11 protein-coding genes are annotated in these 12,278 nt (G+C 58.1%); 8 read left to right on the forward strand and 3 right to left on the reverse strand.

Annotation, left to right across the window (positions count from 1 at the left end):
* Positions 1–54 precede the first annotated feature (54 nt).
* Complete coding sequence (dnaK, locus tag ACR0D6_RS18255; protein ID WP_170655208.1) at positions 55–1,962, reverse strand: molecular chaperone DnaK; 1,908 nt, start codon at positions 1,960–1,962, stop codon at positions 55–57.
* A 214-nt stretch (positions 1,963–2,176) separates the two neighbouring features.
* On the opposite strand from dnaK, the gene ACR0D6_RS18260 reads away from it, so the two are divergent.
* Positions 2,177–2,779: an alpha-ketoglutarate-dependent dioxygenase AlkB gene (locus ACR0D6_RS18260; RefSeq protein ID WP_170655212.1), complete on the forward strand. Its 603-nt coding sequence runs from the start codon at positions 2,177–2,179 to the stop codon at positions 2,777–2,779.
* A gap of 3 nt (positions 2,780–2,782) precedes the next feature.
* Here the strand turns inward: ACR0D6_RS18260 and ACR0D6_RS18265 are convergent, their stop codons facing one another.
* On the reverse strand, positions 2,783–3,607 hold the full coding sequence (locus tag ACR0D6_RS18265) for an ABC-2 transporter permease (protein WP_170655215.1): 825 nt from the start codon (positions 3,605–3,607) through the stop codon (positions 2,783–2,785).
* A gap of 121 nt (positions 3,608–3,728) precedes the next feature.
* Here ACR0D6_RS18265 and cysQ point away from each other — a divergent pair, with 121 nt between their 5' ends.
* From cysQ to ACR0D6_RS18300, 7 genes are all read left to right on the forward strand, one after another.
* Positions 3,729–4,526: a 3'(2'),5'-bisphosphate nucleotidase CysQ gene (gene cysQ, locus ACR0D6_RS18270; protein WP_480731031.1), complete on the forward strand. Its 798-nt coding sequence runs from the start codon at positions 3,729–3,731 to the stop codon at positions 4,524–4,526.
* Complete coding sequence (locus tag ACR0D6_RS18275; protein WP_480766569.1) at positions 4,526–5,326, forward strand: 3-deoxy-manno-octulosonate cytidylyltransferase; 801 nt, start codon at positions 4,526–4,528, stop codon at positions 5,324–5,326. Before cysQ ends, ACR0D6_RS18275 begins: the two co-directional genes overlap by 1 nt.
* A 78-nt stretch (positions 5,327–5,404) precedes the next feature.
* A complete protein-coding gene (gene galE, locus ACR0D6_RS18280) occupies positions 5,405–6,388 on the forward strand; it encodes a UDP-glucose 4-epimerase GalE (RefSeq protein ID WP_480766570.1) in 984 nt (327 codons plus the stop codon).
* 7 nt (positions 6,389–6,395) lie between these two features.
* Positions 6,396–7,430 (forward strand): glycosyltransferase family 2 protein, encoded by a 1,035-nt coding sequence (locus ACR0D6_RS18285; protein ID WP_480766571.1) that lies wholly within the window; start codon positions 6,396–6,398, stop codon positions 7,428–7,430.
* 185 nt (positions 7,431–7,615) lie between these two features.
* The gene (locus ACR0D6_RS18290; protein WP_480766633.1) at positions 7,616–8,602 is read left to right on the forward strand and encodes a glycosyltransferase family 2 protein; all 987 of its coding nucleotides are present in this window, start codon (positions 7,616–7,618) and stop codon (positions 8,600–8,602) included.
* Positions 8,599–10,299, forward strand: coding sequence for a DUF5927 domain-containing protein (locus ACR0D6_RS18295; protein ID WP_480766572.1), 1,701 nt, complete (start codon positions 8,599–8,601; stop codon positions 10,297–10,299). Before ACR0D6_RS18290 ends, ACR0D6_RS18295 begins: the two co-directional genes overlap by 4 nt.
* Before the next feature lie 6 nt (positions 10,300–10,305).
* Complete coding sequence (locus ACR0D6_RS18300; protein ID WP_480766573.1) at positions 10,306–11,739, forward strand: nodulation protein NodH; 1,434 nt, start codon at positions 10,306–10,308, stop codon at positions 11,737–11,739.
* A 6-nt stretch (positions 11,740–11,745) separates the two neighbouring features.
* Here the strand turns inward: ACR0D6_RS18300 and ACR0D6_RS18305 are convergent, their stop codons facing one another.
* Entirely contained in the window at positions 11,746–12,267 is a 522-nt protein-coding gene (locus ACR0D6_RS18305) for a L,D-transpeptidase family protein (protein ID WP_170655238.1), read from the reverse strand.
* Positions 12,268–12,278 lie beyond the last annotated feature (11 nt).

Below are 12,278 nucleotides of genomic sequence, written 5' to 3' on the forward strand. Positions count from 1 at the left end.
ACGTAATCGGGCCGGCCCGGCAACCGGACCGGCCCGCATTGGCCCGGTTACCCGTTAGTTACGCTTGTCGTCATCCAGATCTTCGAATTCGGCATCGACGATGTCATCATCGCCGGGCGCAGCGTCCGCTGCTGCCGGTTCGTCATCCGCTTCTTCAGCCTGCGCCTTGTAGATGGCTTCGCCCAGCTTCATGGCGGCTTCGGTCACGTTCTGGATGCCGGACTTGATCTTGTCGGCATTGTCCGTCTCGATCTCGTCCTTGAGCGCGGCAATCGCCAGCTCGATGGCTTCGATCGTGGTCGGATCGACCTTGTCCGAATGCTCTTCCATCGACTTTTCGGTCGAGTGGATCAGGCTTTCGGCCTGGTTCTTCGCCTCGATCAGCTCGCGACGTTCCTTGTCTGCCTCGGCATTGTCCTCGGCGTCCTTGACCATCTTGTCGATGTCCTCTTCGGACAGACCGCCAGAGGCCTGAATGGTGATCTTCTGCTCTTTGCCGGTGCCTTTGTCCTTGGCCGAAACCGAGACAATGCCGTTGGCGTCGATGTCAAAAGTCACCTCGATCTGAGGCATGCCGCGCGGTGCGGGCGGGATGTCTTCGAGATTGAACTGACCAAGGATCTTGTTGTCCGCGGCCATTTCACGCTCACCCTGGAACACGCGGATGGTCACGGCGTTCTGGTTGTCCTCGGCGGTCGAGAAGACCTGAGACTTTTTCGTCGGGATCGTGGTGTTGCGGTCGATCAGGCGGGTGAACACGCCACCCAGCGTTTCGATGCCTAGCGACAGCGGGGTCACGTCCAGCAGAACCACGTCCTTGACGTCGCCCTGCAGAACACCGGCCTGAATGGCGGCGCCCATGGCAACCACTTCATCCGGGTTCACACCCTTGTGCGGCTCTTTACCGAAGAATTTGGTGACCTCTTCGATCACTTTCGGCATCCGGGTCATACCACCGACCAGAACAACCTCATCCACGTCCGAAGGCGACAGACCTGCGTCTTTCAGAGCGGCCTGGCACGGCTTCATCGATTTCTTGATCAGGTCGCCAACCAGCGATTCCAGCTTGGCACGGGTCAGTTTCATGACCATGTGCAGCGGCTGACCGTTCGAACCCATCGAGATGAACGGCTGGTTGATTTCAGTCTGCGATGTCGAGGACAGCTCGATCTTGGCTTTTTCCGCGGCTTCTTTCAGACGCTGCAGCGCCATCTTGTCAGCAGACAGATCGACACCGTGTTCCTTTTTGAACTCATCCGCCAGGTAGTTGACGATGCGCATGTCAAAGTCTTCACCACCCAGGAAGGTGTCACCGTTGGTCGATTTGACCTCGAACAGGCCGTCGTCGATTTCCAGGATGGTCACGTCGAAGGTGCCACCACCAAGGTCATAGACCGCGATGGTCTGGGTTTCTTCCTTGTCCAGACCATAGGCCAGAGCAGCCGCTGTCGGTTCGTTGATGATCCGCAGCACTTCCAGACCGGCGATCTTGCCAGCGTCTTTGGTAGCCTGACGCTGTGCGTCGTTGAAGTATGCCGGAACGGTGATGACCGCCTGCGTGACTTCCTCACCCAGATAGCTCTCGGCGGTTTCCTTCATCTTACCCAGAGTGAAAGCCGAGATCTGGCTTGGGGAGTACTTTTCACCGCGGGCTTCAACCCACGCGTCGCCGTTGCCGCCATTGACGATGGCATAGGGCACCATTTTCTTGTCTTTTTCGACTTCTGCATCATCCACGCGACGACCGATCAGACGCTTGACGCCGAAAATCGTGTTGTCGGGGTTGGTGACCGCCTGGCGTTTTGCAGGCTGACCGACCAGTCGCTCATCTTCGGTGAAGGCGACGATCGAGGGCGTGGTCCGCGCCCCTTCCGCATTTTCGATGACCTTCGGCTGAGAGCCGTCCATGATTGCCACGCACGAGTTGGTTGTGCCGAGGTCAATGCCAATTACTTTTCCCATAGGTTCGATCCCTTTCTCTTCAAGGCGATGTCCCGAGGCCTGAACCCGTTACGGCATCCCGGCCCCGATCTGATGTGCGCGACAGCACTACACCATCGCGCGTCCCGGCGTATATAAGGGCCGGAAACGTGGCCTGCAAGCGTCGTGAAATGCAGGTTTTCACGATTTTCGGGCCTTTTTTGGCAAGGATTTGGAAAGGATTGGGGTTTCCGGGATGACTCAGCTGCTGTTGCGCGGTTTCGACATCAGAAAAGGCTATCTGGACGGGGCCGCTCAGTCGGGTCTTATCGAGGAGTTGCGGCCGATTCTGAAGGCCGCCCCGCTGGTCCGGCCAACGACCCCGTCCGGAAAACAGATGTCGGTTCGCATGACCTCGGCGGGGGCGCTGGGATGGGTCACCGACAAGAGCGGCTACAGGTATCAGCCCACCCACCCCACGGGCGTGACATGGCCCGACATTCCGGCATCGGTTCTGGATATCTGGCGACACCTGACCGGGGCTGACCGCGCACCGGATTGTTGTCTCATCAACTATTATGGCGAGGGCAGCCGGATGGGATTGCATCAGGACAAGGACGAGGCGGATTTTTCCTGGCCGGTTGTCTCGATCTCGTTGGGGGATGACGCGCTGTTCAGGATCGGCAACACCAGCCGGGGCGGCAAAACCGAATCGCTGTGGCTGAGTTCGGGGGATGTGGTGGTCATGGGCGGGCCTGCGCGCCTGACCTATCATGGCGTGGATCGAATTCGGTTCGGTTCGTCCCGCCTGCTGCCCAAGGGCGGGCGGCTCAACCTGACGCTGCGCGTCGCCACCTGACACTCAGCGGCGGGCGAACCAGCTTTTCGACACCTGCTGCCGGGTATAGAATTCGGCCATCAGGCCGATCATCACCAGAACAATGCCGACCCAAAGGGCGTATTCCCAGCTGGTCACGCGAGGGAAATAGTTTCGGAAGATGAAGCCACGGCATTGGTCGATGGCATGAAACAGCGGATTCCAGTCGAAAACCTTCAGCATGAAGGGCGGCAAGGCGTTGGCAACGACCATTTTGCCGGAAAACACCATGTTCATGCGCCGGTAAACGCTGCTTCCGATACTTGCAACTGTGGGAAACCACGGCTGGATCGCCAGAAATACCAGCCCCACAGCACAGCCTGTGAACCAGGCCAGAACAAGCATGGCAAATGCACCGCCCGGATCCTGAATTTCCAACGGGTTGATCGTGACATGATAGATGAACAGGATAGCGATCAGAGACATTATCTGGACATAGAGTGTCTGGAACGCCGCCGCCAAAAGCACCACCATCATGTTCATCGGTGAATGCAGCATCATCGGATTGTTGCCGGTTCCCACCCCTGAAATGGCAGCAACAGCCTTGATATGGCCCTGAAACAGAAACACGCCCGACAGCAGGTACAGAATGAATTCGCCTCGAATTCGCGCGACACGCCCGCCCATCACAAAGGTCATGATCAGGTAGAAGACGGCGACCATCAGGACGACCTGAATGATATTCAGCACAATCGCCAGAACGGCATTCGAATGCTTCGAACGCACATTGCGCACGATGCCGTGAAACACCAGTTCAGCCGTCGAAATGGCGGCACCGATCAGGGTTCTATTGCGCTTGTACTGAAACACCGAAGAATTTTACCTGCGTCATTTCCGGGATCATGCCATGTAAATCTTGCCGAACCCTTTGCATCGCACCATAAGATCGACAAGTTTGCAGATCAACAAATCACAGGATCGGAGCAATTTTGTGACCTACGAAACCCTTATCCCCGTCATCCGCCGTCTGGCCCTGGAAGCAGGCGACAAGATCATGGAGATTTACAACGCCGACGATTTCGACGTGAAGGTCAAATCCGATTCCAGCCCGGTGACTGAAGCGGATGAAGCGGCGGATGCGTTGATCTCGGCCGGATTGCGCGATGCCTTTCCCGATATCCTGCTGGTGACCGAGGAACAGGCCGCATCCCATTCGGAAAAGGGCGATACGTTTCTGATCGTCGATCCATTGGACGGCACCAAGGAATTCATCAACCGGCGGGGCGATTTCACGGTGAATATCGCGCTTGTGGAAAACGGTGTGCCGACCCGCGGCGTGGTCTATGCCCCGGCCAAAGGACGGATGTTCTACACACAAGCCGATGGTCAGTCGGTCGAGGAAACCGGCGCGCTGGACAAGGCACAGGCCGGGGAATTGGCGCCGATATCAGTGTCTAAACCGGACAATTCAGCGCTTTTGATCGTAGCGTCCAAATCGCATCGGGATCAGGCGACCGAGGATTACATCAACAAGTATCAGGTGCAGGACAGCAAAAGCGCGGGCTCGTCGCTCAAGTTCTGTCTGGTGGCGACCGGCGAGGCGGATCTCTATCCCCGCGTGGGCCGCACGATGGAGTGGGACACTGCCGCAGGCCACGCCGTGTTGGCGGGCGCAGGGGGTAAAGTGGTGCGCTTTGATGATCATTCACCGCTGGGATACGGCAAGGATGGCTATGCTAATCCGTTCTTCATCGCCTATGCTCCGGGTGTTGAGCTGAAGGAGGCCTGATGTCCGTTCTGATCGCGATCCCCGCCCGTTACGCTTCGACCCGGTATCCCGGCAAACCGCTGGTGCCGCTGACCGGCGCCAATGGAACTTCGATGACGCTGATCGAACGGTCTTGGCGCGCGGCCAAAGCCGTGTCGGGCGTGGACCGTGTCGTGGTTGCAACGGATGACGACCGCATCCGCGAGGTGGCCGAAGGGTTCGGGGCCGAAGTGGTGATGACCTCGGAATCCTGCGTCAACGGAACCGAGCGCTGCGCCGAGGCGCATGCGGCGCTGGGCGGAGATTACGAAATTGTCGTGAACCTGCAGGGTGACGCCCCGCTGACGCCGCACTGGTTTGTCGAGGATCTGGTTAAGGGGCTGCGCGCGGCACCTGATGCCGGTGTAGCGACGCCAGTCCTGCGCTGCGACGGCGATGCGCTCAACAGTTTGCTGAACGACCGCAGGAACGGACGAGTAGGCGGCACCACCGCCGTGTTCGGTGCAGACCACAGCGCGATGTATTTTTCGAAAGAGGTCATTCCCTTTACCTCGGACACTTATGCCAGCACCGACGACACACCGGTTTTTCACCATGTTGGTGTCTATGCCTACCGTCCCGATGCGCTAAGCGCCTATCCGGCCTGGGCAGCGGGACCGCTGGAAAATCTGGAAGGGCTGGAGCAGCTGCGCTTCATGGAAAACGGCCGCAAGATATTGTGCGTCGAGGTCGAGGCCAGAGGACGCCAGTTCTGGGAGCTGAACAACCCACAGGACGTGCCGAAAATCGAAGAGATGATGACCGCCATGGGGTTGGACTGAGCCGTTTTCCCCGTGGCGCGCAGCTTCGATGACACGTAGGTACCTCAGAAAACTACAGATTTCAGATCGGGATTCATCATGACGAATATCTTGGTAACCGGCGGAGCGGGATACATCGGATCCCATGCCTGCAAGGCGCTGAGCAAGGCGGGCTATACCCCGGTGACCTATGACAATCTGGTCACCGGCTGGCAGGACGCGGTCAAGTTCGGGCCGTTCGAACAGGGTGATTTGCTGGACCGGCAGCGTCTGGACGAGGTTTTTGCCAAATACGAGCCAGCGGCGGTCATGCATTTCGCCGCCCTCAGTCAGGTGGGCGAGGCGATGTCGCAGCCGGGCAGGTACTGGTCAAACAATGTCACCGGCTCGTTGAATCTGATCGAAGCGGCGGTGGCCGCAAACTGCCTGAACTTTGTTTTTTCCTCGACCTGCGCCACCTATGGCGAGCACGATAACGTTGTTCTGGATGAGAACACGCCGCAACACCCGCTTAACTCTTATGGCGCATCAAAACGGGCGATCGAGGATATCCTGAGGGATTTCCAGTCGGCGCATGATCTGAACCACGTCATTTTCAGATATTTCAACGTCGCGGGCGCCGACCCAGACAGTGAGGTGGGCGAGTTCCACCGCCCCGAAACGCATCTGGTTCCGCTGATGCTGGACGCCATCGATGGCAAGCGGGATGCCCTGACCGTATTCGGGACGGACTATGACACGCCGGACGGCACTTGTATCCGCGATTATGTGCATGTCTGTGATCTGGTGGATGCCCATGTTCTTGGCCTTAAGTGGCTGGAACAGGGCAAGGACAGCCGCGTCTTCAATCTGGGCACGGGATCGGGTTTTTCAGTGATGGAAGTGATCGAACACTCCAAAGCAGTCACAAATCAGACGGTCCCCTACACGATCGGCCCCCGCCGGGCCGGGGATTGCACCAAGCTGGTATCCGGTTCGACCCGCGCCGAAAGTGAACTGGGATGGCAGCCCAAAAGGTCAACGTTAGAGACTATGGTCGCGGATGCCTGGCGCTGGCATCAGAACGGGCATTACGAGAAATGAAGCGGAGATGAGCGCAGCCAACGCCCGAACTCCCGGCTGGGTACAATCCTACCGGTTGCGATGGAAGCGGCGGCGGCTTTTGTGGCGATCCTTTCGCAGCAGGCATCAGTTGGCCTGCCTGTCGGACCGCACCAACCAGATCGCGCCCGGCGACATTCTGGCCTTTACCACGCTGCGAAACGAAGCCGGACGATTGCCTTGGTTTTTCAACCATTATCGCCTGTTGGGCGTGAACCATTTTCTGGTGGTGGACAACCACAGCGACGACGGGTCGGCAGAGGTGTTGCGGGAACAGCCGGACGTATCCCTGTGGCAGACCGGCAGCACTTATCGCGCGGCCCGGTTCGGGCTGGACTGGCTGACATGGCTGCAGATGCGTTACGGCCACGGGCACTGGACGCTGATGGTGGATGCCGACGAGCTGCTGATCTATGCCCATCACGACACCCGGTCCCTGCACGAACTGACAAACTGGCTGGACGCCGCAGGGCAAAAGGTGTTCGGCGCGCATTTGCTGGACCTTTATCCAAAGGGGCCGCTGGGCACTCAGGCCTGTTCACCGGACACCGATCCGACAGAGGTTCTGCCATGGTTCGACAGCGGACCATACCGGACACAGAGGCAGAACCCGCTGGGTAATCTGTGGGTGCAGGGCGGTGTTCGGGAACGCATGTTTTTCAGCGACCGCCCCGAACGCTCACCCACGCTCAACAAAATTCCACTGATGCGCTGGTCGCGCCGGTATGCCTATGTCAACTCCTGTCATTCGGTTTTGCCCGCGCGCCTGAATTACGGCTATGACGGCCCGGGGGGTTCGGCGCCCTCGGGCGTTTTGCTGCACACCAAATTCCTGCCCGAGATTGTCGAAAAATCCCGGATCGAAAAGATGCGCCGCCAGCATTTCCATAGCCCGGATCAGTTCGGATCATACTATGACGGGATAATCGGCCAGCCCGATCTTTGGACAGAAAATTCAGTGCGCTACACGGGATGGCGGCAGCTGGATCAGTTGAAACTGATACAGGCCGGAGGATTTGAATAAGGCGCCAGACTACGGGCCCAATCAGCCACACCGTCGCTAAGATTATTTAAATTCATTGCCTTGCAAGATACAAAAGTGTCATAAAGCGTCAATTGCCCGGCACCACTCTGGCCTCAACCAGCCCCGGGCATGCTCGCGTATCAAAAAGGTTGGGCAGTCGCGTGAGCCTGTTGGACTCTTACCGGATGAGATTGCGGCGCAGGCGCCGTGTGTTGCGCTGTCTGCGCAAGGGGCGCGAGCTGGAGCCGGTCAGCGACAATACGGCTGATATCCGACCCGAAGACGTGCTGCTGCTGAGCGTGGTTCGGAACGAAAAGACCCGGCTTCCCTATTTTCTGGAATATTACCGCAAACTGGGCGTGAACCATTTTCTGTTCGTCGACAATGACAGCGACGACGGCACCCGCGCCTACCTGACCAGTCAGCCCGACACATCTGTCTGGGAAACGGGCCACAGCTACAAGCGCGCCACCTACGGCGTGGACTGGATGAATTACCTTTTGCGCAAATACGCCCACAAGCACTGGGTGCTTACGGTCGATCCGGATGAGTTCTTTGTCTATCCGTTTTGCGATACGCGCCCCATCCGCGCCCTGACCGACTGGCTGGACGGAACCGGCATCCGTAGCTTTGGGACGATGCTGATCGACATCTATCCCAAAGGCCCCATAGACGCGGCGCAGTATCACGAAGGGCAGAACCCGCTGGACATTGCGCCTTGGTTCGACACGGGAAACTACACGATCACCAAGAACCCGGCCTATGGGAACCTCTGGATTCAGGGTGGTCCCCGGTGCCGGATGTTCTTTCGGGACAACCCCAAAAAAGCACCCGCCCTGAACAAAATTCCCCTTGTTCGGTGGGACCGGCGTTACACATATGTCAGCTCGACCCACTCGCTATTACCCAGAGGGCTGAACCAGGTGTACGACGATTCCGGCGGTGAAAAAACCAGCGGTGCCCTGTTGCACGCCAAACTGATCGGGTCTTTGGGTGTGAAAGCGGTCGAAGAGTTGAGCCGCGGGCAACATTACCGATCCTCCGAAGAATACAAGGCCTATGCCGGACACCTGAAGGATTGCCCGGATTTCTGGTGCAAATGGTCCGAGAAGTACATCAACTGGCGGCAGCTTGAGATTCTCGGCCTCATGTCGAAAGGCAACTGGGCATGAGCCGTCTGGGCGTCGTCATGCTGGTGCACACCGCGCTGGACCGGGCCGAGCAGGTCGCGCGCCACTGGACCGCGGCGGGCTGTCCGGTTGTGATCCATGTGGACCGCAAGGTGCCCAAAAGCACCTTTTCCGCCTTTGCAGAGTCTTGTTCCGACGACAATCTGATCCGGTTTTCCCAACGCCATCTGTGCGAGTGGGGCACCTGGGGAATTGTCGCGGCCTCGCAATCGGCATCGGAACTGATGCTGGAAACGTTCCCGGACGTTCACCACGTTTTCCTGACCTCCGGCGCCTGCCTGCCCTTGCGGCCGGTACAGGAGCTGACCGATTACCTTGCCGACCGCCCGCGCGCGGATTTCATCGAAAGCGCCACCACATCGGATGTGACCTGGACGGTTGGGGGGCTGGATCGCGAACGCTTTACGTTGCGGTTTCCGTTTTCATGGCGCAAGCACCGCAAACTGTTCGACGCCTATGTCAGGCTGCAGCGCCGCATGAACGTCAGGCGAAAGATACCCGATGGGCTGGTTCCGCATATGGGCAGCCAATGGTGGTGTCTGTCCCGGCAAACGCTGTCGGCCATCCTGCAGGATCCCCAGCGAAAGACCTATGATGCCTATTTCAGGCATGTGTGGATTCCCGATGAAAGTTATTTCCAGACTCTGGCGCGGGTGTATTCGACCTGTATCGAAAGCCGGTCCCTGACCCTGTCGAAGTTTGACTATCAGGGCCGTCCGCACATTTTTTACGATGATCACCTGCAACTGCTGCGCCGGTCGGATTGTTTTGTGGCCCGCAAGATCTGGCCGCAGGCCGACCGCCTGTATCAGGCATTTCTGACCGACCGGACAACGGCAATGAAACCGGCCGAGCCCAATCCCGGTAAGATCGACCGGGTGTTTGCCAAGGCGGTCGAGCGCCGAACCCGTGGACGTGACGGGTTGTACATGCAAAGCAGATTTCCGCGAAAAAGCTGCGAAAAGGGCGTTTCAGCCCACCCCTACTCTGTGTTTCAGGGATTTTCCGAACTGTTCGAGGATTTCCAGCCATGGCTGGCCAACGCAACCGGCACGCGGGTTCACGGGCATCTGTTCGGACCCGACAGGGCGGAATTCTCTGACGGTGAAACCATGATGAACGGGTCGCTTTGCGACGCCGCCACCTTGCGCGACTATAATCCCACGGCGTTTCTTCAGAACCTGATCTGGAACACCAGAGGGGAGCGTCAGTGTTTCCAGTACGGCCCCGCCGACAATCAGAAGCTCAACGCGCTTTTTGCCCGTGACAAGAACCTGCAAATCTCGGTCATCACAGGCGCATGGGCTGTCCCGTTGTTCCGGTCGAACTTGAATTTCGCGGATATCCGCCAGCAGGCCGCGCAAATGCAGCAGACCGAAACGAAACAACTGGAGGTTCTGCGAGGTGCCGACACCAAGGCGCGGGTCAGAATCTGGTCGTTGGCCGAATTCATCGAGGCACCGATGGAACCGCTGCAAACAATAATTGAGGAAATCAGCCCAATCCCCCTGAGGCCCGTGTCCGAAGCGCCAACCCTTGTTGATCTGACCGGCTTTGGAAAGTTTCTTCAGAACCTGAAGAACCAGGGCATGCATCCCTATCTGGTTGGCGACTTTCCAGCCGACGATGATTTTGAACCGGCTCCGCGGCCTGTGCGGAAACCCTATCTGGTGCAATAGTCAGCCATGGGTGCGAATTTCGACTATTTCATTGTTTTCGCGGAGATGCGCACCGGGTCCAACTTTCTGGAATCTAATCTGAACGCGCTTGATGGCGTCACCTGCCATGGAGAAGCGTTCAACCCCCACTTTATCGGATACCCCAATCGAACCGATGTTCTGGGGGTAAGCCAGCCAGAACGCGACGACGATCCGGCCTGCCTCATCGACGCGATCAGGAATGGTCCGGGCGTGCTGAACGGGTTTCGATACTTTCACGACCACGACCCCCGGGTGCTGGAACCGACGCTTGAAGACGCCCGATGCGCCAAGATCATACTGACGCGCAACCCTCTGGACAGTTACGTGTCGTGGAAGATCGCGCGCGAAACCGGACAGTGGAAACTGACCAACATCAAACGGCGCCGGGAAGCGCAGGCCCGTTTCGATTCCACGGAATTCACCGACTATGTCGGCAAGCTGCAGGAATTTCAGATCGTCCTGCTGAACCGGTTGCAGCGGTCGGGGCAGACACCGTTTTATTTGTCTTACGAAGACCTCGATCAGATCGACGTCATAAACGGCCTTGCAAAATGGCTGGGCGTTGAGTCCCGGCTAGAACGCCTGAATCAGAGTCTAACCCGGCAAAATCCGGCACCTGTTCTGTCCAAGGTGACAAATCCGGATGACATGAAGGCGGCGCTGGCCGATCTTGATCCGCTCAACCTGAGCCGAACGCCGAATTTTGAACCCAGACGGGGGCCTGCGGTTCCCAATTACGTCGCCGGGATGGAAACGCCCCTGATGTATCTGCCGATGCGTGGCGGGCCCGAGGATGAGGTGCGCAGATGGCTGGCCGATCTTGACCGAGTTGATACCGAGGCTCTGGTGACGAACCGCAATCAGAAACAGGTGCGCAAGTGGATGCGGACACATCCGCAGCATCGCAAATTCACCGTACTGCGCCACCCGTTGGCGCGGGCGCATTCGGCATTCTGCCAACGCATTCTGCCCAAGGGACCGGGCAGCTACAGCAAAATCCGAAATCTGCTGAGAAAACAGTTCAAGGCGCCGATCCCCGCCGAAGATCCGGGAAAGGACTATTCCCTGTCACAGCATCGCGACGCGTTTGCCGGGTTTCTTGAATTCCTGCGCCTGAACCTTGCCGGTCAGACGGCGGCGCGGGTCGATGGCCTTTGGTGCAGTCAGTCGCAGGCGCTGTCAGGCTTTGCAGAATTCGCGCTGCCCGATCATGTGATCCGGGAAGAGGACATGGCGTCTGACCTACCCGATCTAGCCCGGAAATTGGGGCATCCCGCCCCGCCTACGCCCGCAGCGGCGACATCGGACACGCCATTCGAACTTGACCAAATCTATGATGAGGACCTTGAGAAGATGGCGGCGGAAATTTACCGCCGCGACTATCTGCAACTTGGGTTCGGACGCTGGAGACCGGTCTGAACCGGATCAGGGCCGCAATGTGATCAGCGTGCCTTCGTTGACCATCGAATAAATCTCTTCGATCTCATCGTTTTTGACCGCGATGCATCCGGCGGTCCAATCCGGCGTTTTCTTGGCGCGCTTGCGCTCTTTCTTCCGGTTGGGTTGCCCGTGAATAAAGATGTCGCCACCCGGATCAATGCCCGCCGCCTTGGCCTCGGCAATATCCTGTGAATTCGGATAAGAGATACCCAGCGACAGATGATAGCGGCTGTTTGGGTTGCGGCGGTCGATCAGATAGGTTCCCTCGGGCGTCTTGCCGTCGCCCCGGACCTTTTTCGTACCGTTGGGCGCAAAACCCAGATCAACTTCGTACTCCTTCAGGATTTTCTCGTTATGAAGGAGGTACATTTTTCGCGCGCCCTTGTTGATGACCAATGATGTCACCTCGGGCCCGTTATAGGTAAGAAATCTTGGGGAACTTGCCGACGCGCAAGCCGAAAGGCTCAGAGTCGCCAACGCTCCCATTCCAAATGCTCGACGGTCCATTTTTTTCACTG

The organism is Ruegeria sp. BJ6, from assembly GCF_056537885.1.

What these genes read in the sequence shown, in the direction of transcription:
- dnaK (WP_170655208.1), bottom strand. Translation starts at nt 1,962, where the DNA reads ATGGGAAAAGTAATTGGCATTGACCTCGGCACAACCAACTCGTGCGTG.
- ACR0D6_RS18260 (WP_170655212.1), top strand. Translation starts at nt 2,177, where the DNA reads ATGACTCAGCTGCTGTTGCGCGGTTTCGACATCAGAAAAGGCTATCTG.
- ACR0D6_RS18275 (WP_480766569.1), top strand. Translation starts at nt 4,526, where the DNA reads ATGTCCGTTCTGATCGCGATCCCCGCCCGTTACGCTTCGACCCGGTAT.
- galE (WP_480766570.1), top strand. Translation starts at nt 5,405, where the DNA reads ATGACGAATATCTTGGTAACCGGCGGAGCGGGATACATCGGATCCCAT.
- ACR0D6_RS18285 (WP_480766571.1), top strand. Translation starts at nt 6,396, where the DNA reads ATGAGCGCAGCCAACGCCCGAACTCCCGGCTGGGTACAATCCTACCGG.
- ACR0D6_RS18290 (WP_480766633.1), top strand. Translation starts at nt 7,616, where the DNA reads ATGAGATTGCGGCGCAGGCGCCGTGTGTTGCGCTGTCTGCGCAAGGGG.
- ACR0D6_RS18295 (WP_480766572.1), top strand. Translation starts at nt 8,599, where the DNA reads ATGAGCCGTCTGGGCGTCGTCATGCTGGTGCACACCGCGCTGGACCGG.
- ACR0D6_RS18300 (WP_480766573.1), top strand. Translation starts at nt 10,306, where the DNA reads ATGGGTGCGAATTTCGACTATTTCATTGTTTTCGCGGAGATGCGCACC.
- ACR0D6_RS18305 (WP_170655238.1), bottom strand. Translation starts at nt 12,267, where the DNA reads ATGGACCGTCGAGCATTTGGAATGGGAGCGTTGGCGACTCTGAGCCTT.